A 25,679-nucleotide genomic window follows, 5' to 3' on the forward strand; every position below is an offset into this window, starting at 1 on the left:
TTACTGACGGTATTTATGTTAACCCTGAAGAGGGTATTGTCAAGTATGCTACTTTTAGTGAAATCAAACCTGACACAATTACACCTCTTCACTAACAGCGAAGGGGAATTCTTATGATTAAAATCAAAAATGATAATTTATTAGTAGAGATTAGTGAGCTAGGGGCAGAAGTCAGAGCTGTCGTAAATATCGAGACAGATCATCAATATATGTGGTCTGGCGATGGACGAGTTTGGGCTGGAGTATCACCAGTACTATTTCCAGTAGTTGGGAAATCTCATGGTAATAAGATCAAATACCAAGGTAGAGAATATCCTATGGGAAATCATGGTCTTGCTCGTCATACTGTATTTGATATTGTTTTACATAGTGAAAATAGTGTTGTCTTAGCTATGGAGACTACCAAAGAGGACTATCCATTTAGACTAAGATTTGAAGTCACATACACTCTTGAAGCTAATAAACTTCTCACAGAGTATAATATTATAAACCTAGAGGATAGTGTTGCATCATGTGGCTTTGGAGCTCATCCAGCATTTGCTTGTCCTTTTGATAACAAACATAAATTTAGTGATTATGAGATTACATTCTCTGAGCAAAAATTAGATTTTCATCCTATTACACCAGAAGCATTTTATACTGGTGAAACCAAGCATTTCAAACTATCTAAAATTGAACTAGATAATCATACTTTTGATAATGACGCTCTTGTGTATAGTGGTTTCACAGATAAACGAGTCAGATTGGCTGAGAAAGGTTCAAATCGTTATATTGAAGTGACTTTTGATGGCTTTGAATATCTTGGTTTATGGTCAAAACCTAAGGCTAATGCACCGTACGTATGTATTGAACCATGGTGTGGTAGAAGTGATACATTAGGTATGGATGTTGATATTGAGTATCGTATAGGTAATGTTGAGATAGAGCCTAAACAGGCTTTTTCTCGCTCATATACTATAGAGTTTGGTTACTAATTATATTTATTTGCGATAATGTTGTAATGTTGGGGCTATTCTAGTATCTTTTTTAAAAATATCTAAGCGTTAGTTAGTAATTTGTTTGGATATTCATTTGAATTATTAACTTTTAAGCTAAAAAATAAGGAGATAGTGTGTTAGCGAACACTCTAGGAGTTGGTGGAGATATTCTCGTGATAATCGCCTTCTTCCTATTACAAACAAATCGTGTCAAATCTAGTGATTTAAGTTACTTACTTTTAAATATAATAGGCTCTCTAGGAGTACTATTCTCACTGATGTATTACTGGAACCTACCGTCATTTATTATTGAGACTTCATGGGTTGCTATTAGTTGTTGGAGTTTATACAACTATCTGAAAAAGAGAGCTGTTAGTAGCTAGCTTAGTATCCAAAATATAGTCGGTATATAGATAATCTAATTGTGAGTGACAGATTCTAATATATCTAAGTATGTATCTATAAGAATAAACCCTTCACTATCAGTTTTTACATTTTTTTGTCCAAAAGGTCTAAGAAAACCTACAGGTGCCATATCTTTACCGATGCTTTTGGTAGCTGCGAACTTCATCACGCTATCATTTATCTCTTCTGCACTAGTGTTAGGATGTTTAGGTCTATATGACATTTGCATTTCTTTTTGGACTGAGCCAATACCTTTGCAAGTGATCTCATCAGTTATTAATTTTAGGTCAACAGACTCTGTTGGGGTTGTTGATACAAACAGAATGTTTACACAATTTTCATATTTATGATTATTCACCTGTATTTTAGGAATAAGCTTATGAGCAAGTAGTTTTTCTTGAACAGCACCATATCTATCACCATTATTCAAAAGCATTTCTTGGTTTAGAGTAATTCTAGCTGGTAAAAGTCGAGTGCTGTTAGGATATACTTTGTCGGTTAGATATACATCACCAAAGAAATTTACATAATATGTTTCGTAATATTGCTCTAATATTTTGTTTTTATTGTTTTTTACTGTTACAAAGTATTTACATTTTGAGTCGCCACTATTGCAAGACTCTATATCGATATCAATAAAAATAGACTTATTTGCTTTTAGTGCAGTTCTTTTGTAGCGATACTTAGTATCTGGTTGCATAGATATGTAATCACTACCGTTAATTATAGTTGTAGAACAGCTGGATAATAATATTATTGAAATTAAAGCAAAGGTTACTTTTTTCATAAGTTTTATTTTGTGATAGACATAAGAACATTCTTATAGATTATAGGAGCCTCTGAGTTAAGAGTTTCTTTCAAGTTTTCTTTGACAAGCCCAACTCCTTTACAATAGGTTTCTAAGCTTTGAGTTTTTTCGACTTGTTTTTTGTATGTGACAACTGAGTTGGCTTCTAGTTCTATACAGTTCTCATAGTCTTTACCGTTAACAGTCAGTTTAGGAATTTCTTTTTTAAATTCATAAGTATTTGAGAACTGGCTATTGCCTATAGTTATATTTTCTTTTCTAAGCTTGTTGAACTTTATATTGGCTGGTAAAAGCAGAGTTTCTTTGTCAGTATTAGGATGCTGAATATAGACATCACCATTGTTTTTTACGGTATAACTATACTCATATTTTGATTGAGTTATTTCTTTTTCAGAAGGATCTTTAATTTCGCTGACATATTTGCATGATGTTTTATCATTGTTACAGCTTTCTATTTTTGTTTGAACTAGAAAATTATCTTCATCATTGGCTTCAATACGTTGGAAATTATATGTTGTACCAACATCCGTTGAAATGTAGTCACTACCTTTTAGCTCTGAGCTATAGCCTGTAGATGCTAGAGTCATAATTGCGACTGATGATAATATAAGCTTTTTCATGCTATCTCCTTTTGCTAGGCAATCCATTTTGATTTGTATATTGAATACAATAGGTATTTTTAATCATAATCTTTAAGATAATATTATAGCAAATGAGTTGAAAAAAATTAGTAAAATCGTCGAAGAGTAATATTTATAAAAATGTTGACAATATAGTTCTATTTGAGAAAATTAAGATATATTTATGTTCAATCAAGTAAATCATTGTATACAGTGTCTTCTGAGTTTTAGTATTTAGTTTTGAGTCCGAGCTGATCAGAGTGCTTATACATGTTTGTCAAATAGGGTAGTAAAATGATAAAAAGGTATGATGTAGCAGAAATCTCAAAGATTTGGGCAGATGAAAATAAGTACGCAAAAATGCTTGAGGTTGAGTTAGCAATTCTTGAAGCTTTGGAAGACAAAATGGTGCCTAAGGGCACTGCAGCAGAGATTCGTGCTAAAGCAGAAATTAGACCTGACAGGGTTGATGAGATCGAGAAAGTTACTAAGCATGATATTATAGCTTTTTGTACTTCTATTGCTGAGCAGTTCACTGCTGAGACTGGTAAGTTTTTTCATTTTGGTGTTACATCTTCAGATATTATTGACTCAGCACTTAGCTTGCAGATTCGTGAGTCTATGGACTACGTTGTTAGAGATCTAGAAGCATTGTGTGATTCGTTATTAGCAAAGGCTCAAGAAACAAAAGAAATCATTACTATGGGTAGAAGTCATGGTATGTTTGCAGAGCCTATGAGCTTCGGTCAGAAGTTTTTAGGTGCTTATGTTGAGTTTAAACGTAGACTAAAAGACCTTAAAGACTTCCAAAAAGATGGTTTGACAGTGCAGTTCTCAGGTGCGGTAGGTAACTACTGTATTTTAACTACAGAAGATGAGAAAAAGGCTGCAGATATCTTAGGTCTACCAGTTGAAGAAGTTTCTACTCAAGTTATCCCAAGAGATAGAATCGCTAAATTAATTTCTATTCATGGGCTTATTGCTTCTGCTATTGAGAGATTGGCGGTTGAGATTAGACATTTACACAGAAGTGATGTTTTTGAAGTGTATGAGGGTTTCTCTAAAGGTCAAAAAGGCTCTTCAACTATGCCACATAAGAAGAACCCTATCTCTACAGAAAATCTAACGGGTATGGCAAGAATGTTAAGATCGCATGTATCTGTTGCATTAGAGAACTGTGTATTATGGCATGAAAGAGATATCTCTCACTCTTCAGCTGAGCGTTTTTACTTACCAGATAACTTTGGTATTATGGTTTATGCTTTGCGTAGAATGAAAAACACTATTGATAACCTTGTGGTTCAAAAAGATATCATCGAGGATAGAGTTAGAAGCACAAGCGCATACTTATCAAGTTTCTATCTACACTTCCTAGTAGCAAACACACCATTTATGCGTGAAGATTGCTACAAGATTGTTCAACAGGTTGCTTTTGATCTTAAACAAGGAGAATCATTCTCTAAAAACTTGCAGAAAGTAATGCAAGATGAACACAACATTATCCTAAATGTTCCAGAAATGGACTTCGAGGGTATCAAAAAGACTTATCTAAAAGAAATTGATAATGTATTTGAAAGATCAATCAAAAGTTAAGGATAATCTATAACACTTTTCTAATCGTCTCTTAACTATAAATATATCTTTGTTAGATACAAGTAGTATCATTACATAAAATTAATATCCCAGTATAGACATTATTTAAAACAATATTATACTGAAGTAATATATTCACCTTGATGTTGTACTCTGCTTATTATGTTGTATAAACAAATTAAAACGGTTTTAAAAATTCCTAAGCATACTGTCTATATACTCATAATATATAGTTTATTACTAGGTTTTTTATCGCTGACAATACCTGTATCAGTTCAGACACTAGTTAATCTTGTTGGTGTCAGTTTGTCTATTAGACCTGTTATATCACTTATTACTATTTTATTTATTTTACTAACAGCAGCTTTTTTTGTGAGAATTTTACAGTTAAAACTTGTTGAGGATATCCAAAGAAAAGTCTTCGTAGATGTTGTCTTACGCGTGATGACAGCTATTTATAGAGTTGATTTTAACAAGTTAGATGAGATAAATGTTCGGGAAAAGATTAATAGAGCGTTTGAACTCAAGTTCTTGCAAAAATCCGTATCAGTTATATTTATAATACTTCTTGATATATTTCTGCAAACTCTTTTTTGTGTGATTATTTTAGCATTTTATCATCCGCTATTTTTGGTATTTGATATTTTGCTTATTACCTGTATTGTATTATCCATTTTTGTTCCTATGAGGGCAGGCTATAATGCGGGAGTGAGAGAGTCTAGCAAAATATATAGTATAGTTGACTCTTTGGAAGAGAAGACAGCTGAGTTTCTGTCATTCAAGCAGCGTCCTTTAGAAAATTCTATAAACAAAGTAGATGCTAAGTTATGTGGCTATATCGAAGCTAGATCAAGTTTTTTTGGTGTGGTTCTTAGACAGCATATCTATATAGGCTTAACGTACATCTTCATAAATATATTGCTGTTGGGTATTGGTAGTTACCTAATCATAAACGGTCAGCTATCTATTGGTCAATTAATCGCTGCAGAAATATTGGTAAATATAGTTCTACTGGGGTTATTGAAATTTAGTCAATATCTCTATGATTGTTATGGCTTCATGGTAGCTGTACGTAAAATATTAGATCTACTCGAGATTTCTGAAGGACAAAAAGATAGTATACAACACAAAGAAGCTAGTATAGTTAATACAATTTCATCGATTGATATCAGTGTCTCTGACGATCAAAGATATTATCTTGATTATGAAAAAGATAACTTTCACCAACTGTGCTTGTCAGTAGGTGGTGCTCAAAAAATATTAGATTCATTCTTTGATGATGATTCTTTGGGAGTGATAAAGCTTAATAGTATTTGTTTGAATAACTATAGTAAAAAAGAAGTAGCTAAAAAAATTCATATAGCTAGCGGTATTGAAATTATTGCCGGTATAGTATTAGATAATCTCTGCGAAAGTGACTTTTCTCAAGAGAGACTGAGCTATCTAAGCGAACTTCTTGATGCTTTTGATGTGAAGTTTCTCGAGAAATATTTTGAAATGGAAATTGATTCTCAGACTATAAAATATAATCTAGAATTTAATACCTTAGTAGTATTGAAAATGAACTTGATAAGAGCTATTTTGAAGCAGCCTAAACTGTTGATATTGGTTGATTCGTATGGTTTAACAAATAGAAACGGTGATATGGCGATTACGAACATACTTCGTAAAATAGCGTTACCAACCTTAATTATATCTATTCAGTAGGTGACTTATTATGCAGTTAAAATCATCTGAAATGCTTAGGAAAGATCCTAGTTTTAAAAAGATTATATTTTTAGTTTTATTAAGTATTATAGCAGTTGGTGTTATCTTGGCTATTATTCCTTGGCAGCAAACTGTTGATGGTTATGGAGATGTGACAACCTTATCACCGTCTGAACGTCAACAAAATATTTCTGCGCCAATAGGTGGTAGGTTGGGCAAGTGGTATGTGTTTGAGGGCGATGCTGTTAAAAAAGGAGATCCTATTGTTGAGGTACTAGATCTTGATCCTGAGGTTGTCTCACGCTTAGAAGAAGAAAAAGCAGCGATAGAGTTAGGTGTTAAATCTGTTAAGCTGGCTATTAAAAATACTCAAAACAATATCGAAAGACATAAGTATCTAATAGATAAAGGAGCGAGTACTCAGAGGATATATGAGCAAGCTCAGATGGAGATGGTTAATTACACACAAGAATTATCAAAGCTTAATGTCGATCTAGCAAAAGTTAAGGTCCAGATAGCTCGTCAACAAAGTCGATTAGTTAAAGCGCCTACTGATGGGGTAATAATGGATCGTATCCATGGTATGGGTGGAGTGATTGTAAAAGATACTGATGTGCTAGCGACAATTGTGCCAGAGAGTAAGTCTAGAATAGTTGAGTTGTGGATCAATAGTATGGATGTTCCTCTTGTCAAAGTTGGTGATAAGGTAATGCTACAATTTGAGGGGTGGCCAGCAGTTCAGTTTAGTGGTTGGCCACAAGTCGCTATAGGTACTTTTGAAGGAGAGGTTATATTCATTTCTCCTCAAAATAATGCTCAAGGACAGTTTAAAATATTTGTTAAGCAAAGCGGAAGTAGAGATTGGCCATCGCCAGATGTATTAAGGTTAGGTACCAAAGTACATGGTTGGGTATTGCTTAATGATGTTAGTCTGGGTTATGAGTTATGGCGTAGATATAATGGTTTCCCTATAAATCTAAACAGTAGTCAGCTACATATAGGTGTCAAAAAAAGTGAACCGGTGCTCAAGCCAGCAACGATAAAAGAACAAATTCAGAACCAACCATCTAATATAAAATAGTAGTCGTATATCTTTCTTTATCATTATGAGTATTCTATAATTTAGGAGTATTTGTTTCTAATGATTTATTTAGGTGTTTAAATGGATAAAAAACTAGTAAAACATATTGCTAAGCTATCTTGTTTTGATTTGAATGAGCAGCAGTTAGAGCAATATACTCAAGATCTTACCAATATTTGTGAGATTCTTGATGCCGTCAAGAATTTTGATGCTAATGGAGTTACGCCGATGGTTTCTCCAATTAGTGTTGATTTTAAATTTCGTGAAGATATTCCTCAAGATCAAGATAATCGAGCAAGTTTTGATAAATTTGCTTGTGAAGTAGTTGATGATTATTTTATGGTGCCACAGGTTGTTAAATAGGGTGAGCAATGTCATATATTAAAAAATTGAGAGCAAGGTTAGATAGTGGTGAAGTCACAACAGTTGAGCTGACTAAGCAATATCTAGCAAAAATAAAAGACCAAGATAAAACCATAAACTCTGTAATTACACTATGTGAAGCAGAGGCACTAAAAGAAGCAGAAAATGCTGATGCTATTATTTCTGCAGGTAAGCAAAGTTTGTTGACTGGTATACCTATTTTGCATAAAGATCTTTTTTGTACAAAAGGTATCAAAACAACAGCAGCTTCTAAGATGTTAGATAACTTCGTAGCACCATATGATTCAACAGTTACAAAAAACTGTAAAGATCAAGGTATGGTAACACTTGGTAAGTTAAATATGGATGAGTTCGCTATGGGTTCAACTAATGAGCATAGCTATTATGGAGCTGTTAGTAATCCTTGGGACTTGGAGAGAGTACCAGGTGGATCTTCAGGTGGCTCAGCAGCTGCGGTTGCTGCAGGCTTTGCTCCTGTTAGCACAGGTTCAGATACAGGTGGATCTGTGAGACAACCAGCGAGTTTTTGTGGTCTAACAGCTATGAAGCCAACTTATGGAAGTACTTCAAGATTTGGTATGGTAGCCTTCGCATCATCTTTTGATCAAGCAGGTATCTTTGGACATTATGCAGAAGATGTAGCTATTATGTTGGATACTATCTCTGGAGAGTGTCAGTATGATTCTACCTGTGTTGGTGTAAAAGAAAATCATTTTACACAAGACTTAGAGAAAGATATCTCAGGTAAAGTAATTGGTGTTGATGAAAGTTTGATCAAAGACCTGCCAGCACAAATACAAGAAGCTGTGTCAAAAACTCTTGATAATTTCAAAAAGCTAGGAGCCGAAATAAAGTCAGTTAAGGTCCCTGACTTAAAAGAGGCTCTTTCAACTTACTATATCATAACACCAGCAGAAGCAGCTGCTAACCTAGCTAGATATGATGGTATTAGATATGGCTACCGTAACCCAGAAGCTAGAGACTTAGATGAATTATACAGAAAATCTCGTACTGATGGTTTTGGTGAAGAGGTTAAGCGTAGAATCATGATAGGTAACTATGTGTTAGCATCAAGTCAGTATGACTCTTATTATAATAAGGCTCAGCAGCTACGTAAGGTAATGACTGATCAAATTAATCAAATATTTGAGCATGTTGATGTTATATTCATGCCTGCAGCTCCAAGTGAAGCTTTCAAAAAAGGCGATAAGTTAGATCCTGTTTCGGCATATTTATCAGATATTTATACTATACCAGCTAATATATCAGGTCTACCAGCAATAGCTTTTCCGATTGGTTTTGCTAATGATTTACCTGTTGGTGGTCAGTTCATGGCTAAAGCATTTAATGATAATGTTTTGACACAAATGGTCACACAATATCAAAATAGTTATGGTATTGAAGAATTTATTTTAGAACAAGCGAGGATTTAATAGTGAATTGGGAAATGGTGATAGGGCTAGAGGTCCATATTCAGTTAAGTACTAAATCTAAGCTGTTTTCGACTTCTGCAACAAAATATGGGCAGCATCAAAATACTCAGGCTGCATTTTTAGATTTAGGTTTGCCAGGAACTTTGCCTGTAGTAAATAAAGAAGCTATTCGTAAAGCTGTTATATTTGGTTTAGCTGTAGATGCTAAGATATCAAAGGATAGTTTCTTCGCACGTAAGAATTACTTTTATCCAGATTTACCAAAAGGCTACCAGATTAGTCAATCTCATAATCCAATAGTACAAGAGGGTAATCTAGAGATTGAAACTTCTAATGGAACCAAAACTATCAGAATTGAGCGAGCTCATCTAGAAGAAGATGCTGGGAAATCAGTTCATGGTTATGTAGCTGGCGAGACAGGATTAGATTATAACCGTGCAGGTACACCACTTTTAGAAATAGTTACATATCCTGATTTTAGGTCATCTGAAGAGGTGGTTTCTTATCTTAAGAAGCTTCATCAGCTAGTCAAACATTTGGGTATATGTGATGGTAATATGCAAGAAGGCTCGTTTAGATGTGATGTCAACTTGTCAATTAGACCACAAGGCCAAGATAAGTTTGGTACTCGGGCAGAACTTAAAAACATAAACTCTTTTAGATTTATTGATAAAGCGATTGAGTATGAATATGCTCGTCAAATAGCTGTGCTAGAGTCTGGAGGAGAAGTTGTTCAAGAAACTCGTCTATATGATGCTGATGCAAATGAAACACGTTCAATGCGTGCAAAAGAGGATGCTTTTGATTATCGTTATTTCCCAGATCCAGATTTATTACCATTGATAATAACTGATGAATATATCGAAAGTATCAAAAAGCAGATGCCACTCAAGCCAGAAGAGCGTGAAGCAGTCTATTGTGAGCATTTAGCTGATCAAGAAGTTGAGTTTTTATTATCAAATCTTGAGATAGCAGATTACTATGATCAGGTAGCGACTGTGATAGGTTATAAGCCAGCGTATAACTGGATAACAGTTGATCTAATATCAACTCTTAATAGAGCGGAAAAAGAGTTTTCAGCAAATATAATCCCTGCTGAGATTCTATTAGAGATTATTGATAATGTCCAAAAAGATGTTATCTCACAAGCGAGTGCTAAGAAAGTCATAGCAGAATATATTGAGTCAGCTACATCTGTTGCTAATATTATCGAGAAACTAGGTTTGAAACAAGTATCAGATGAGGGTGCAATAAGAGAGCTAGTTCAAGGTATAATTGCTGCTAACCCTCAACAAGCTGCTGACTTTAAAGCTGGTAAAACTAAGCTTATGGGATTTTTCGTAGGTCAGGCTATGAAAGCTAGTAAAGGCAAGGCAAATCCTAAGCAAGTTAACCAAATAGTTCAAGAAGAGCTTAATAAATAAAATAGGAAAATCAAATGAATACAAATAAATTTTACTATCATCTTATGAAGCTAAATGTTTTGAGTAGTGACTATGTTGATGATAGTTATAAAGTTGCTTGGAAAGGAAATGTATACCCATTTTTTCATGATAGTAAGTATGAGTTTCATTATGAGGTTGCAAAATACTTTGACAGAGCTGATGAGAAAACTATAGATAAGCTTTGTTCTTTATTAGATGATTATATTGATGAGAAAACGGACTTTTCTAAGTTTGAAGAAAAGGTTGAAAAGGTAGTTGGTAAGGGAAATGTTTTTTATGTCCTTGATTATATTTTTAAGTCAGGCCAATACCAACAACTTTTGGAAAATGTTAAATTGAATAAAATGCACTTTAGCCAACATTTTATTGATCGTTTTGTTGCTGGTGGCTATTTCGATTAAGTCTTCTATCTATATATTTATTCCTAAATACTCGTTAGCGATATATTCAAATAGCGCTTTATGCACTTGATAGGTTGGATGGACACCATCCCAGAATATATATTCTTGAGGATTATCACATAATTTACCAGTTTCAGCAGCTAAAATTGCACTAGTAATATCTGGAGTCAGAGGAATTTTACTCATATCTAGCTCTCCTGATGAAATATTCTCAGATTCTTGAAGTAGAAGAGGCTTGGAGTTGCTTCTTAATAGGTTTTCATAAAAATCTTTTGGATTTTGACCATCTGGATTATAAGAGAAATAACCACCACTCCAACAACTTTGGTTGGTCTTGTTTGGGTTTATCGAAGTGTGATATTTTTTGTTGAAACTATCGGTATCATTAACAAGCATCTCGAATATTGGATTCATATCTACAAACTCTATATTAGTCTGATTTTCAGCAAACTGTTTTAGAATTTGGTTATGTAGCGAAGATACTTCTTTTAAGAGGTTTTGGTTACCTATATTTTTTGACTCTGGTGTCAATCCTAGATTAGGCAGTCCAATAACTAGAGTTTTTTGTGCATTCACAGTTTTGATAGCTGCTATAATCTTGTCAGTAACCTCGGTAGCAATATTCTTGAGTAAGCTAGGGTCTTGATTGGCTGATATTGTTAAATAGTCATTTGCACCAATAAAAAATATTGCTAGATTTTTATTGGTATCGTGAGCCCCGTCATCTAGAGAATATGCTTGAAGCTCAGTACCTATTGTATAGGGTAGGCCAAGATCTGTCCAAGATGGCTCAAAGACAGCGGTAGCTCCTCCAACAGCATAATTACTGATTGGGATTTTATTTTCTAGAGTTCCACTTAACATCGTTGTCCAAACTGAGCCATTAGAAAACATACCTCTATAATAAGGAGTTGATCTTGGGATAATTCCATTTGTATAACCATATAAGTTGCCTGTATCGCTTAGACTATCTCCAAATATAAGTATTCTTTCTATGTCTTTGAGTTTTGAATTTTGTGGACTTGTGAATTTTGGACATGCGGAAATTGTAAATATAGGTATACGATATTTTAGTGTTGTTGTGTAGCTATGCCAACTATAGTCAAAATCATTATTTTGATGCTCTATAGCTATATCACCATTCAAATTATCAAAATTCGCACTATTAATAGTCCAACCATTTTTTAGATTATATTGTATTGAACCATTATATTGTAAATTCTCAGAATGGAAGTTTATATCTATAACTGAGTTGTAATCCACAAATTTATTATTGGTATACTGTCCAACATTGATATACTGATTTGTATCTAATACTTGGTTATTTATGGCATTTCCAGTGCTATTTCCTGGAGATATACTGAATGATATTGGGACTGAACAGTTATTCTCTATAATAATTTGTGATCTTGCATCGGCATAACATAATTCAGTTAAGGAAGTGGTTAACGTCAAAAAAACCAGGCTAAGTTTTCTCATGTCTACAAAAAATAAACTAAATAATAGTAATACTTTAGCTTAGTCTTAACTTAGTAACTACATGTATACAGCAATGTCTATAGTGAAAGTATTCATATGTTTATTGTTATATAACTTTTGATATGAATACTCTGGGCCTATTAAGACATTGTTGTCAAAATATGCACGTTGAGTTGATAAAATTAGCTGGTTTTTGATTCCAGATGGAGATTGGCCAAATAACAGTGGAGATGCTGGTAATGACATCGGTATATTAGCAGAATTATATGTTTGCCCATATGATATGCCAAAGTTTGTGTTTCTACCGCCAAGTTGTAATGAATAGTTTGCTGCAGCATACCAACCTCCAGCTAAGACATTTTGATTACTACCGTTAAAGTCTTTTCTATTTGTAGTACTTGCCCAACCTGTTCCTAGGTTTAAAAAACCGCCGCCTATGGTGTAAGTAAGGTTACCATTAATGTTGAAGCTGCCAATATTATCTTTTGAAGAGTTTTGATTCTCCAGAAACTTGCTAAAAGAAGCATTACCAGCTCCAGCAATATTAAAGACATAACCTGTATTAAAGCCAACAGCTAGGCTCTCAGTCCAACGCTCAGCATAGAATAGTCCAGTTGAAAAATTTATACGATTATCATCAGATCCAAAGACTGCTATATTAGCATTTAGAATGTCATCTTTATAATTTAATGATATATTCGTTGTTCTACCTGGTGCCAGAAATCCTGTTATACCACCAGTCCATGGACCACCACCACCAAAAGCACCCACAGAAAGCCTACTTCTTCCAGCAGTTACAAATATTGGCGATGTATCTAGGTTACCAAATATAACAAAAGCATTACCTAAACCAAAATTGTTAAGCTCACTAGTGCTGATATCAAACTGAGCAGTAACGTAGTGTCCGACATTGGCTAAAAAGTATAGTGTGGAGGATGTCAGAGAAATATTTTGACCATTGCCAGAGAGAGTGTAACCATTTGAGATTCCTTCACTACCAGACCATACTTGAGCATCGACTTCTATTTTTCCACCTAAAAATATAGCATAGTCATCAAATTTGTTGCGTTGTCCGATTACCGTAGATGAGAATAGACTACCTGATATCATTCCTATAGGTATACTATTATTACCTGAATAAGCTCCTAAAAATGTTACTTGTCCTCTTGTCGTGATAGCAGGAGCATCTCCAACGTTGATAGCACCATTGTGACCAAAAATACCACCAACTGGACTATTTCTTAAATCGATGATTGAGTTATTTGAATTTATACTAGTGCTAATTTCGTAAGCATTTGCACTATCTCCAAATACCAAATTTATATCATTAGGATCTTGCTTCGTTATTCTTGATTCGTATGTCGTTAATTGGTTAGCATTTTGCGAGCTTTCTTCCATATCACTAATATCGGTTTGTAATTTACGTATCTGATGCTGTAGTTCAATGATAGCTTCTTCATTTAAGCTAAGCTCTTGACCATTAGTGTTTGAGAAAGATGTGCTGTAAGATAATAAAATAAGTATATATATAACTATAGGAGCTGTGATTTTAGAATTCATGATAATGTTATTGCATTGGGAGTAACAAATTAGAACTTAGATAATATCACTATGATAATGATAATCAATATCATTTATGGCAAATAAATAAATTAGATTATCTATTCAATAGAATAGGCTTAGCACTCTTGCTAGGGAAGAGTTTTTGTAATAATAGTAATGCTATTAAATACCCTGGTATGGAAATAATACCTCCTAGTGTGAAAAGCATTGAGTAACCAATATTCGCAGCTAAGAAACCACTAAGTGACATTCCTAGTATATAGATTAGAAGTTCAGCACATACTAAAACCGTAAAGTCAGTGCCTGCTTGATCTTTTGAGCTAAATTTCATGAATATAGTATATAGAACTATCATCTCCATAAGTCGAGAAGCCATATTTAATAATACAATTCCAAAGATAAATATTTGATTATCAATGCCATAAAAACTTATAAATCCTAGAGAGAAATAGCAAAAGCCTCTGATTACTGCCAATATTGTCAAAAGAATAGTTTCTTTATAAAAGTTAAAGAGATAACTAATAACAGCTGCACCACAAACACCTATTAATGCACTACCAGTTCCCATAACTATGCCTATCGTTGTTAGCGGAATGTGAGAATCTACCAAAAATGATGATTGCATTCCCATAACTAAACCTTCACAGGCTCTGTAGCTCAAACACATAAGTAACAATATTCTGGTTTCTTTTCTACTAAAGAAAGACTTTAGAGATGGTATGTGGTGCCGATATTCTTCGTTTTGATGACTTTCATTTATAAGAAACATATAGGCACAAATGCATAAACTTATCAAAGTCATATATAGAGTAATTTGATGCCAGCCTAAAATTTTGTATAGCGCAATTAGAGATGCTCCACCAATCATGCTACCTAGAGTAGTGCCAATTACTCTACAAAAGTTGCTCCACTGTAAGCTTTTAGCTTTTGTTTGTTCTATTGAAAATCCATCAATTGCTATATCTTGAGTTGCTGCAATGGAGGACAATAAAAACGCAAATAAGAAAATATAGTTGGTATAGTCTTTTGGAGTGTAAATAGAGAATATTAAAAATAGACTTATGGTCAAAAATTGCATTACAATAAACCAGCTTTTTCTTCGGCCTATTTTTTTGATATATAACCTATCTACATAAGGAGCCCATAGGAATTTGATAACCCATGGTAATAGTAAGATACTAAAAAGGCCTATTTTTTCTAAAGAGACTCCTTCAGAACGTAGAATCGTTGGTAATCCAAAGGTACAGAAATATAGTGATATAGCTTGTGCTAAATAAAGAATGGTTATATCAAGTTGTTTTTTCATATCAAGTTATCTTCTATTAGAATTTGTTGAGCTTTTTCCCATGCTGAGCATGTATTACCAACAGCAATACAGCTAAAGGGCATACCCTTAGCCATTGCTGGAGCATTAATCTTTTTGATCATAATAGGATCATTTGTGACACGAATCATACCTAGACACCATTTAGCAAGTTCAGGTTTAGACTCTTTAAACCATTTTGCTTGTTTTAATCGTGCTTTATGCTCAAACTGATATTGTTCAGAAAAAGTACTAATTACTAAGAATTTTTGTTGTTTCTTTAGTATTTGAGAACATTTATCTAACCAGCTAAGTACATCTTTATAGCTTGGGGAGCTACCAAAATGCATTTTAACTATTGGCCATTTTGAAATATCGCAGTCTACCATAATGTTTCACCCTCTATAAAAGAGCTCCTTGAACAACTAAATAGATATGCTTGTTTTTCAGGTAAGGCTATCTCACCAAGATTTGAATATCCGATTTTAGGAGCGATTTTTTGAAAAGGGATCACTCTGACATCAGGTTCAAAGATAACATTATTAGCACCAAGCATATCAAAGCAATATTTGCTAAGAGCTTCTACAAGTAATTTAGAATATCCTTTGCCTATAGCTTTTTCAGGGCCAATTAGTAGGTGCCATCCATATTCATTATCATAAGTAGAGAAATAATTAGCGATACGATCAGTCTGAGTGTTATAAATTTCAGCATAGGCGATTTCTGAATTATCTATCGATAATATAAGTAATTTTTGGTTAGGCTTTGAAAGCATATTGCAAAAATGTTTTTTTAGCTCTGACTTTGATTTATTCAGGCTCCAGAATTTTGCTACGTGAGGTTTATTCATCCATGAGTGAATAATATCTAAATCATGTTCTAAGTCAAATGCTCTAAAAGATACTCTATTATGCTTGAATAAATATTTATCTACATTTCTAGTGCTTTGGGCAAGATAAAGAGGATTATCAAGTTGACCTGTAGATATTACCTTAGGTCTTGCTGAATAATCACTATATCCAACTTCAAAAATTCTTAGCCTATTCAGACATAGTTTTGTAAAAGTCGGTTTATATAGATCAAAACGTTCAAAACGAGATTTTAGCTCAGGATTGCTTGTCTGATATTTTTGTATACAGTCATCTAATTTTTGATAGAAGTAAAGTTCGGGGTAGTTTAGTTTGTCTGCTAGTATCGAAGAGATATATCTATAGTGAACAACAAATAATCCTGTATGAATAAATTGCAGAAGATAATCATCTTCAACTTGAGGAATGGCGTTTTTTACCTGTTGTGGAAGCGATCTTAGTTCATCAACAGGATTTTTGCATATATTTATATCATCGACAAAATCTTTCATAGCCAGACCAACAGGGAGATTGTCCTCTATGATTAATATACTATTTTCTCCATGAGGAGAGAAAACCATGCCATATTTGTATAAGAAATGTAGTAGAGCAGGAACAGTATTTTCAAAAAACATTTCTAGCCATTTATCAATATCTAAAGATGATTCTTTGATCATTTCGCAAATGATACTTTTATCATTAGCATCAACATAAGTTAAAGCAGCCATTGTTATAGCTTGCTCACTACTTTTAAGTCTAGTGTGAATACTTTCTCTCCAGATTGCACCTAACTGCTCTGTAAAGTAGTATGGTACCTGAGGAACTTCTGACTGATAAGGATGATGGCAGTAGGCACTAGCTAACTCTCCTAGAAGTATGAAATTATATTTAGCTAAAAACTCATCTTTTTGGACTATATTTTTAACCCATTGTGTAAGCATTGGAGCATTAATTGTTTGATCTTTGGGTAGACCTCTATAAACTGCAGTATTTAGTATGTTTAGAGGTAGTTTTATACTATGTTTTTCAGGGTAAGAAATATTAGACATAGTTCTTATTGATTGCATAGCTAGATGCTGATCAGTTGACTTACCAAGAAATATAATATCTTTATCAGCTATATATTTCGTGAATTGTTGCATTACAGCATTTTTCCACTGCCATGGATGAACAGGTAAAATATAAAAATCACTAGGGTCTTTGTTATTCATTTTTATAGTTTTATTGAAGCTAGCTAAAGTTTCTGAATTGATTTCTTTATTGGTAATTTGTAGATAGTTAGTAGTTGTTACAGATGAAAACGTTACTAAATCTTTGCTTACGGCGATCCACACTAAATTGATGATTTTTTGCATCTCTGGGGCGTAGTTTGTATAGTCTGATGCATTAAAGCCAATACGACCTTTATTAATCACAAACCAGGGGTGACCAGTCATGTTCCCTTCTATGTAAGCGTATGGAAGTTTATAGATGTCTTTTGCTGAGATATTGTCTTTTTGTAAGATAGCGATATCTGCAAATATCGTATTATTTAGCTCTTTTATGAGGTGTGCCGTTGTGACAGAGTCAATATTTGTTATAGGTAGTGTATCAATGATAAGTCTTATAGCATCATCAGCAGGTTTTGTACTATTACTCTCATGTCTTGTTACAGAGTCCTTTTCAATAGTTAAGTTACCGTATATTCTTTGTACAGCCTTAAATTTGTAACATAGATCTGAGTTTATCTCTAAGGTATATACTTCTTGATCTATATCTTTTTGTAGTGGGCGAAAAATTCCTTCATAACTAAATTCTGAAATTATCTTTTCCAATAGTCTTGTGCTAGCTATCTTGTAGTAGTTTATTTCCTTTTTCATATAAATAGTCTCCTGTAATTTATGCGACTTTAATATTTGCTCTTTGTGTTAAGTATTTTCTTGGAACACCAAATGTTGAGAAAATCGTTCGAGAAGATACTTTGTATATCTCTTCGTTGAGAAGGGTATTTACTATCACAGCATTTCTATAACCCCCTAATCCTAAATCAGGAGTACCTACACCATGAGAGTTGATCTCAGCATTTTGGACAAAAATGTTTAAAGACGTATTTTGCGTGATTATTTTATAATCACGAGATATTTTGAGATTATTGCTATCATCTCGTTGAATTAGTGCTTCTATATTTTTGAGGACATTATTTATATTTGCTTTATATCCGGTTGCTGCAATAACTCTATCTGTTGCGATTGAGAACTCTTGATTTTGCTGGCTATGATAAAAAGAGCAGAGAAGTTTATCTTGTGAGTTATCAACATTTAGGCATTCACAGTTTGCAATCAATTCAGCATTGTTTTTATTTTCTATAGATTGTTCATAAAGGACATCATAGATATCTGATATTGTTTCAGCACTAATTCCTTTATAGAGTAAATCTTGTTCACTTAGAAGTTTAGGCTTTTCTAAATTAGGTAGGCTATAAAAATACTCAATATAATCAGGTGAGAAGTGTTCCAGACCAAGTTTGGAATACTCCATTGGGAAAAAGCCTTTACTTCTAGTTAGCCAGCTAATTTTTGTAGAATCGTCTTTTGACTTCATCAAATCTAAAAATATCTCTCCAGCACTTTGACCAGAACCTATCAGCGTTATGTGCTGATCTTTTAGAGCTTGATTTTTTATATTTAGATATTCACTACTATGGTGAATATTCGCTTTATTCTGAAGTTTACTTGGCAAATATGCGGATGTGCCCAACCCAAGTACAATGTTCTTTGTTAAGTATTGTTGCTCTAGGTTATCTTTATCTTTTACTGTGATGCACCAAGCCTCGTTCAGGGAATCAATTTGATGCTCTATATTTATAACTTCAAAGCCAAATTTACAAGAATTACACTTTTGTGATACCCACAAGCAATAGTCGTTATACTCTTGTCTAGGTATAAAGAAATTTTCTTTGAAGTAAAATTTATACATACGGTTTTTTTGATGTAAGTAATTTAGAAAAGTAAACTCACTAGTTGGATCAGCCATAGTTACTAAGTCAGCTAAGAATGGTACTTGTAATGTTGTCCAGTTCATCATCAACCCTGGGTGCCAAGAGAAATTATCTTTTTTATCAAAGAAAAGGCTGTTGATAGGTTTATCGTTTAATAATGCCGCTAGTCCAAGATTAAAAGGACCAATTCCTATGCCAATAATGTCATAGATTTTCATATAACCTCCTTAAAAGGATTATTTGTATTTACATAAATAGATTGATTAGTTAAAGGAGCCTGTAGTTCATCAAGCCCACTAAGTCTTGTGCGTAGATTAGCCTTTAGAGGTAATTGACCTATATTTAGAATCTTTTTGATAAATTTATCGCAGGTTTTATACTTTTCTAGGAAGCCTTCTAAGAAATCTATAGTTATTTTTATTAAATCTTGTTCGCTAATATAGCCAGTATTTGTAATGGTTTCTATTACAGAAAAAAGTTGATTCACAATGAAATAGTAGCAAAAATGATGATCTATAAACTCCTCAGATTCTTCACATAGACTACTGATATCCCCAAAACTAGCTTTTTTGAGTTCTGGATGATCTTTTATATAATAATATCCTTGGCTATCACGATAGTAGCTTTCAACTGGTAGTCCATGCTCTAGTTTGACTAGCAAGTTTTGTTGATGAGCTTCTAGAGCGATACCATATTTTGAGTACAGCCATAGTATAGGGGTAATAGCTACTGTTAAGTAAGTCTCAAACCAGTAGATAGTGGCTTCATAAGTAGAGATATTATTGTGTACGCTGAAGTACTGAATTAATGAGCCAATACGCGTAGCTTCATTAAATGGGTTGGGTTCAGTTAGACTTGCAATACATGCAATATCATCTTGAGGATTAAAGTTAGCACTGCGTATAATGCAGATACTCGGATCAAAAATTTTATTATTAACTTTTATTGCACAATAAGCAGGATCTGTAATTAGCTTAAAGAATGGGAACTCATTATTTAAGATAGTCTGTAAATGATTTGTATATAGTTTATGAACCGTCAAACTTCTGTTACATTCTTTGGCCAAATTCGTTCTTACTGAATTTGTTATGGCGATATTTAGCGAGAATTTCAGCATAATGTTGGCTTGTGGAGAGTACACAGTTCTAACAGAGGTTGTTGGATAAAACCAAGGGCCTGTTATGCCAATATCTATTATCTTTTTTTGAGCTTTATACTTTTGGATTTCATCATGTTTTGCCAAGTATTTTGCTTGCCAAGGATGTACAGCAAATAATTGGTAATCTTTATCAGATTTATAGTATATACTCTCATTTTTTAGGAAGTCTGAAAAAATCTCATCTGTATTTTTTTCAAGTAATGATTGTGATTCTAAAATATCTTTACTTATATACATATAATAAAGCTGAAACTTGCCATTTGTTTCTGGAGAATATTGTACGAACTCTTCCTTAGAAAAGCCTTCTCTACTCTTAGGGTCTGGTTGTAATCTATGACCTCTTATTAAGTTTTGCTCATTTGTGATAAATGAGTTTTCATATCCAAAGGCATCATCAATTTTGTGTTTTCTGTAATGTAATATCTGAGCAATATTTGTTGCGGAGTTGGTTATCCTCTCTAATAACTCATCGAAGGCGATTACATTAGAGCTTTCTAACTCCTTGCTAATTAAAAATACAGCCTCAAGAGGATCTAGCTTTATTTTTTCATCTTGTTTTACTAAATAGCATGGTAACTCCCATATTGGTGATTTCAATATTGGAGAAATTTTTACATTAGTTTCAAAACTAGAATCTATAGATTTCAAAAAGATATTAAACTTATAACCACCATCATTGTTTTGGGATAATTCATAATTGTTAAACTCACGGTAGTAACAATTTAAAAAATTTTTTAGAGTTATTCTATTTGCGTATTTATTCATTGTTGGCTTGCCTCTATTTGATTTTTGACTAAGTTGCCATAGTGTTTTATTTGCTTGAGACAGGCACTTATCAGTTCTGATGTTATCATTGGATTAACTAAGGTGATTTTTAAGTAAATATTCTTATTTATTTTTGTCTGAGCTATAGCAAATTTGCCACTATGAAATATAAGTTTATGAATCTCTCTATTAATTAAATTTAGAGTGTTAGAACTTAAATTTTTATCATAATACCTAAAAACAATTGTATTTAGATGATTGCTTAAATGTTGTTGCTCTTCAAAGGCTGGTTGTAGGCTATTGTCTTCTCCTATAGTTGTAATTGTTATATTTGTAATCTCAATAATATGATCAATCCATTTTGCAAATAATTCAGTACCACTATTTTGCAATGAGATAAATATTTTTAGAGCATCAAACCTACGAGTTGTTTGTATCGATTTATCTACTAAATTTATACTATCAAAGCCATCTTCATCAGGGTTTAAGTAGTCAGCATGGTAGCTTAGAAGCTTGAATGCTTGTCTATCTTTACAGAAAAAAGCACCACAACTTACAGGCTGGAAAAATAGTTTATGAAAATCAATAGTTACAGAATCAACAAATTCAAGACCTGCTAGTCGATCTTTGTGTTTATTTGAAAGTATTAGAGCTCCCCCAACAGCGGCATCTGCATGAACCCATATGTTATGTTTATTTGCTATTTCTGCTATTGACTTGATATTATCAATACAACCAAAGTCAGTATCTCCAACAGTTGTAACTATACATATCGGAATCAAGTCTTGTACTTTCAGAGAGTCTATTCTTGAGACTAAATCTTTAACATCTAATTTCAGATTCTCATCTGTTTTTATTAGTTCGATTGAGTTTTTACCTAATCCCAATATTGATAGAGATTTGTGCACAGAGAAGTGCGTTTTTTCTGTGCATAAGATACGAAATTTATTAGCAATATTTGGCAAACCTAAATCTGCTATTTTATGATTTAGAACATTTTCACAATAATGATCTCTTGCTAAAAGTAGTCCCATTAGGTTTGACTGAGTTCCACCACTTGTAAATATACCATCTGAGCATGGATTATTTTTGTAAATTAAAGAGCTAAACCAGTTAATAACAGCTTGTTCAATATATGTGGCAATAGGGCTTTGATCCCATGAATCCATAGATTGATTTAGAGCTGAGATAAATATTTCAGCAACTAATGAGGGTAACATTACAGGGCAATGTAAATGAGCCATAGAAGTTGGAGAATTAACATTCAGCGAATGTTTAAAAAACTCGCTAAGCTGATTCTGGATTATATTCTCTAACTTTTTAGGTTCTTTATCTATCTTATATTGAGTAGTTAGACCTTCTAATTGTCTTGCCTCTTGCCCACTAAAAATGTTAGAGCTCTTTAAGTTAGCTGTGATTATTTCTAACGTATCTTTTATACTTTGTTTATATGCATTAGTACTTTCTATAGAGCTGTTTAGAAAGTAATTATCAAGATTTAGACTCATATATTCTCCTTAATTGAGTCTTCTAATATTTGAACTACTTCATTGATTTGTTCAATAGTTATTGTTAAAGGAGGTAATAGTCTAATAGTTCCTCCAAAGCGACCGCCTAACTCAACTATCAATCCCATATCAAAACAAGTTTTTTTGATTGCTAGAGCTTTTTTTCCATCAGCAGGCAAGCTACCGATTGAGTCTGGCTTTGAAGATATATCAACTATTTCCATACCAATCATCAAGCCCGAACCACGAACATCACCAATAATGTTATATTTGTTTTTTAGGCTATGGAGTTTGTCGAGTAGATAATTACCTTTTTTACTTACTTGTTCTAGGAAATCAGTATTGTTTACTCTTTTTAGAACAACACTTCCTGCAACCATTGCAAGCACGTTACCACGAAATGTTCCTGTATGAGCACCAGGCTTCCAAGTATCTAAATAGCTTTTGTATAGTATTACAGATATTGGCAATCCTCCACCAAGTGCTTTAGATAGAACAATTACATCTGGATCAATACCGGCCTTTTCAAAAGCATATAAGTATCCCGTTCTGCCAATACCACACTGAACTTCATCAACAATTAGAGGTATATCTAGCTCTTTAGTTAGCTCTCTTATTGCCTTTAACCATTTTACAGGTGCAGGGATTACACCTCCTTCACCTTGGACGGGTTCCAGTATGATTGCGGCTGGTTTTTTTATACCACTTTCAGGATCTTTTAATAAGCGAGAGATCATTTGAATATTTACGTCTAGGCTTTGTTCATCTTTTAGACCAAAAGGGCAACGATATGAATAAGGGTAAGGTAGGAAATGTACATAGGGAGTAAGTCCGGCAATATCTTGTTTTGGTTCTAAATTACCCATAAGAGAAAGTGTTCCATGAGTCATACCATGATAGGCACCATGAAAAGCAATTATATTCTCTCTACCTGTTGCTGTTTTGCACAGTTTGATTGCTGCTTCAACTGCATCAGAGCCACTTGGGCTACAAAATTGAACTTTTGTTTTGCCATGATAAGACTGGGGTAGAGTATTTAGCAGCTCTTCCATAAAGCTATGTTTTTCTTCTGTAAGCAAGTCTAATGTATGTATTGGGACTCCTTTATCTAGAGTTTGTGATATCGCATTTGTAATTTCAGGATCATTGTGTCCAAGAGCAATAGTTCCAGCTCCTGCTAGGCAGTCTATGTAGTTCTTATTTTCAATATCTGTTAGATAAATACCTTGTGCTTTTTTTATGACTAAAGGATTTTTTCTTGGATAGCTTCTTGCGTTTGATTCCCAGATTGTTTGATTTTTTAACATGGTTTGTTGAGGTTGTAAATTCATATTTTAATCTTTGCTGTTTAATATTGATAATGATTATCATTTACATTATATTAAAAAGCAACATTAATTAGCAAAAAAATATATGAAAAATCAAATCGGTGTGGCTAAGTTTGGTGGAACTAGTGTAGGAACGGTTGCATCAATATATAAATGTGTTGATATAGTCAAAAATAATCAAGATATAAAAGTTGTTGTTGTCAGTGCTCAAGCAGGAGTTACTAACTTATTGGAAAAGCTTATAAAAAGTGATGTTTATACTTACAAAAAAATATTTGCAGACTTGTATTGTATTGTAGATCCTATTGTTCAAAGTATTATGCAAACAAGAAATGAGAAGATAGCATCATTGTTTAGAGAGCTTGAGAAACTTTGTCAGGAATTATACCTTGATAATAAATCAAAGTTTCGGTTACAATCACAAATTTTGTCTTTTGGTGAGAGGATTTCCGCTTATATTTTCGATCATGCTCTAAAACAACAGGGTATAAGCTCAGCACACATCGATGCTAGAGAAATTATAAAAGCTGATGGCAGTTATATTAAGGCCAGACCTTTGTTAAAAGATATAAAGTCTCAGGCAAAGAAATATTTTTCTGATTCACGAAAGCTATACGTTATGGGTGGCTTTATGGGTTCAAATTTAGATGGTGAAACCGTAGTGCTAGGTCGTGGAGGAAGTGATTATTCTGCTGCATTGGTTGCTGAGGCGGTCAATGCGGATATGCTTTACATTTGGACTGATGTGGCGGGTATACATCAAGCTGATCCAAGATTGATACCTAAATCACAAGTAATAAAGCAGATAAATTTTGAAGAGGCTATAGAGCTTATAGGTTTTGGAGCAAAAGTTTTGCATCCTGATACACTTTGGCCAGTTATGCGAAGTGGTACTAAAGTATTTGTAGGGTCGACATTTGATCCAGCTAGTGGTGGTACTTATATTACAAACGATAATGAAGGTATTGTAACAAAGGGGGTAAGAGCTATTGCTGAGAGGCGAGGGCAGAGTCTAATTAAAGTTAATTTGGTGAGTCTAGATTTATCAGATATAGTTTATAAAGTTCTGGCTGTTTTAAGAAAGTATGACATCACACCTGATGTTATCAATCTCACAGATGTGGAATTAATTCTTGTAATTGATGACACTAATAATATTACATACCAGTCTATAAATAATGAGTTAATAGATTTGTGTGAAGATGAGTTTGAATTCGAGAAAAATCTTTCTTTGACTGCTTTGGTTGGCGATAAGTTGGACACGATACCACAATTCTTTAATGAACTATTAAATGGACTTGGTGATTTGGATGTTAAATACTCAGGATATAGCTCTAGGGGTAAAAGTTGGTGCTTGATAACAGCTGACGATGCATTTGAAAAAGTCTATAAGGCTTTGTTTTAAGATTGTGATGGTTTGTTTTTATTTTTACAGTTTTTATTTTTACAGTTTTTATAGCATTTGATATAGATGTTTAAACTGTGATCCACCATTTCTGCACCCATTGATTTTACGACTTCCTTTTGTAGCTTTTCTATTTTTTCATTATAAAATTCTTGTATCTCATTGCACTCAATACATATGATATGATCGTGGTGATCTCCTTGATTTAGTTCGTACATAACTTGATCAGAGTCGAGTTTGAGTTTGTTTATTATTCCTGCTGATTCAAACTGATTTAGTACTCTGTAAACTGTAGCTATTCCCGTACTACTTCCTTGAGATTTGAGCTTAGAAAAAACATCATCAGGACTAAGGTGTCTATCTTTATTTTCTTCAAAAAGCTTAAGTATTTCAATACGTGGTTGAGTAACTTTAAAACCAAACTCTTTCAGGTTGTAACTATTTCCCGACATTTTGTTCATAATTAATTTCCTACTTTACTTAGATTTTG

22 protein-coding genes are annotated in these 25,679 nt (G+C 33.4%); 10 read left to right on the forward strand and 12 right to left on the reverse strand.

The genetic code is table 11. The annotated features are described in order from the left end of the window. Positions 1–113: 113 nt before the first annotated feature. A complete protein-coding gene (locus F7308_RS02520) occupies positions 114–974 on the forward strand; it encodes an aldose 1-epimerase family protein (protein WP_013922283.1) in 861 nt (286 codons plus the stop codon). 137 nt (positions 975–1,111) lie between these two features. Next, on the forward strand, positions 1,112–1,360 hold the full coding sequence (locus F7308_RS02525) for a CBU_0592 family membrane protein (protein WP_013922284.1): 249 nt from the start codon (positions 1,112–1,114) through the stop codon (positions 1,358–1,360). Positions 1,361–1,395: 35 nt separating this feature from the next. Here F7308_RS02525 and F7308_RS02530 read toward each other — a convergent pair whose 3' ends face one another. Both F7308_RS02530 and F7308_RS02535 read right to left on the reverse strand, forming a co-directional pair. After that, positions 1,396–2,169, reverse strand: a complete 774-nt coding sequence (locus F7308_RS02530) for a hypothetical protein (RefSeq protein ID WP_041263604.1) — start codon at positions 2,167–2,169, stop codon at positions 1,396–1,398. Positions 2,170–2,174: 5 nt separating this feature from the next. Further along, on the reverse strand, positions 2,175–2,810 hold the full coding sequence (locus F7308_RS02535; RefSeq protein ID WP_013922286.1) for a hypothetical protein: 636 nt from the start codon (positions 2,808–2,810) through the stop codon (positions 2,175–2,177). A 294-nt stretch (positions 2,811–3,104) separates the two neighbouring features. Between F7308_RS02535 and purB the strand changes: the two genes are divergently transcribed. The 7 genes from purB to F7308_RS02570 all read left to right on the forward strand — a co-directional run bounded on the left by purB (position 3,105) and on the right by F7308_RS02570 (position 10,854). After that, the gene (gene purB / locus F7308_RS02540) at positions 3,105–4,403 is read left to right on the forward strand and encodes an adenylosuccinate lyase (protein ID WP_013922287.1); all 1,299 of its coding nucleotides are present in this window, start codon (positions 3,105–3,107) and stop codon (positions 4,401–4,403) included. A 162-nt stretch (positions 4,404–4,565) separates the two neighbouring features. Continuing rightward, positions 4,566–6,110 (forward strand): ATP-binding cassette domain-containing protein, encoded by a 1,545-nt coding sequence (locus F7308_RS02545; protein WP_013922288.1) that lies wholly within the window; start codon positions 4,566–4,568, stop codon positions 6,108–6,110. Between the two features lie 10 nt (positions 6,111–6,120). Further along, positions 6,121–7,191 carry an HlyD family secretion protein gene (locus tag F7308_RS02550; protein ID WP_013922289.1) on the forward strand — a complete coding sequence of 357 codons (1,071 nt, stop codon included), beginning with the start codon at positions 6,121–6,123 and terminating at the stop codon, positions 7,189–7,191. Between the two features lie 81 nt (positions 7,192–7,272). Further along, entirely contained in the window at positions 7,273–7,554 is a 282-nt protein-coding gene (gene gatC / locus F7308_RS02555) for an Asp-tRNA(Asn)/Glu-tRNA(Gln) amidotransferase subunit GatC (protein ID WP_013922290.1), read from the forward strand. Between the two features lie 8 nt (positions 7,555–7,562). Beyond that, a complete protein-coding gene (gene gatA, locus F7308_RS02560; RefSeq protein WP_013922291.1) occupies positions 7,563–9,008 on the forward strand; it encodes an Asp-tRNA(Asn)/Glu-tRNA(Gln) amidotransferase subunit GatA in 1,446 nt (481 codons plus the stop codon). A 2-nt stretch (positions 9,009–9,010) separates the two neighbouring features. After that, on the forward strand, positions 9,011–10,432 hold the full coding sequence (gatB, locus tag F7308_RS02565; protein ID WP_156796582.1) for an Asp-tRNA(Asn)/Glu-tRNA(Gln) amidotransferase subunit GatB: 1,422 nt from the start codon (positions 9,011–9,013) through the stop codon (positions 10,430–10,432). A gap of 14 nt (positions 10,433–10,446) precedes the next feature. Next, positions 10,447–10,854 (forward strand): hypothetical protein, encoded by a 408-nt coding sequence (locus tag F7308_RS02570; protein ID WP_013922293.1) that lies wholly within the window; start codon positions 10,447–10,449, stop codon positions 10,852–10,854. A 9-nt stretch (positions 10,855–10,863) separates the two neighbouring features. Here the strand turns inward: F7308_RS02570 and F7308_RS02575 are convergent, their stop codons facing one another. The 9 genes from F7308_RS02575 to F7308_RS02615 form a co-directional block, all read right to left on the reverse strand. Further along, positions 10,864–12,333, reverse strand: a complete 1,470-nt coding sequence (locus F7308_RS02575) for an SGNH/GDSL hydrolase family protein (RefSeq protein WP_013922294.1) — start codon at positions 12,331–12,333, stop codon at positions 10,864–10,866. Positions 12,334–12,390: 57 nt separating this feature from the next. Then, on the reverse strand, positions 12,391–13,893 hold the full coding sequence (fslE, locus tag F7308_RS02580; RefSeq protein ID WP_013922295.1) for a rhizoferrin import outer membrane protein FslE: 1,503 nt from the start codon (positions 13,891–13,893) through the stop codon (positions 12,391–12,393). Between the two features lie 97 nt (positions 13,894–13,990). After that, complete coding sequence (locus tag F7308_RS02585; protein WP_013922296.1) at positions 13,991–15,202, reverse strand: MFS transporter; 1,212 nt, start codon at positions 15,200–15,202, stop codon at positions 13,991–13,993. Continuing rightward, a complete protein-coding gene (locus F7308_RS02590; RefSeq protein ID WP_013922297.1) occupies positions 15,199–15,588 on the reverse strand; it encodes a hypothetical protein in 390 nt (129 codons plus the stop codon). Before F7308_RS02590 ends, F7308_RS02585 begins: the two co-directional genes overlap by 4 nt. Continuing rightward, the gene (locus F7308_RS02595; protein WP_013922298.1) at positions 15,582–17,906 is read right to left on the reverse strand and encodes a GNAT family N-acetyltransferase; all 2,325 of its coding nucleotides are present in this window, start codon (positions 17,904–17,906) and stop codon (positions 15,582–15,584) included. The genes F7308_RS02590 and F7308_RS02595 overlap by 7 nt, the downstream gene beginning before the upstream one ends. A gap of 19 nt (positions 17,907–17,925) precedes the next feature. Next, positions 17,926–19,242 (reverse strand): lysine N(6)-hydroxylase/L-ornithine N(5)-oxygenase family protein, encoded by a 1,317-nt coding sequence (locus tag F7308_RS02600; protein ID WP_013922299.1) that lies wholly within the window; start codon positions 19,240–19,242, stop codon positions 17,926–17,928. Beyond that, positions 19,239–20,948 (reverse strand): IucA/IucC family protein, encoded by a 1,710-nt coding sequence (locus F7308_RS02605; RefSeq protein WP_013922300.1) that lies wholly within the window; start codon positions 20,946–20,948, stop codon positions 19,239–19,241. The genes F7308_RS02600 and F7308_RS02605 overlap by 4 nt, the downstream gene beginning before the upstream one ends. Next, the gene (locus F7308_RS02610; protein ID WP_013922301.1) at positions 20,945–22,456 is read right to left on the reverse strand and encodes a pyridoxal phosphate-dependent decarboxylase family protein; all 1,512 of its coding nucleotides are present in this window, start codon (positions 22,454–22,456) and stop codon (positions 20,945–20,947) included. The genes F7308_RS02605 and F7308_RS02610 overlap by 4 nt, the downstream gene beginning before the upstream one ends. Then, entirely contained in the window at positions 22,453–23,787 is a 1,335-nt protein-coding gene (locus tag F7308_RS02615) for a diaminobutyrate--2-oxoglutarate transaminase family protein (RefSeq protein ID WP_013922302.1), read from the reverse strand. Before F7308_RS02615 ends, F7308_RS02610 begins: the two co-directional genes overlap by 4 nt. 82 nt (positions 23,788–23,869) lie before the next feature. Here F7308_RS02615 and F7308_RS02620 point away from each other — a divergent pair, with 82 nt between their 5' ends. Next, entirely contained in the window at positions 23,870–25,189 is a 1,320-nt protein-coding gene (locus F7308_RS02620; RefSeq protein ID WP_013922303.1) for an aspartate kinase, read from the forward strand. On the opposite strand, the gene F7308_RS02625 is transcribed toward F7308_RS02620, so the two are convergent. Continuing rightward, on the reverse strand, positions 25,186–25,641 hold the full coding sequence (locus F7308_RS02625) for a Fur family transcriptional regulator (RefSeq protein WP_041263886.1): 456 nt from the start codon (positions 25,639–25,641) through the stop codon (positions 25,186–25,188). The genes F7308_RS02620 and F7308_RS02625 overlap by 4 nt on opposite strands. Between the last annotated feature and the right edge of the window lie 38 nt (positions 25,642–25,679).

The organism is Francisella salina, from assembly GCF_000219045.1.
In the GTDB taxonomy this organism is placed as follows: Bacteria; Pseudomonadota; Gammaproteobacteria; order Francisellales; family Francisellaceae; genus Francisella; species Francisella salimarina.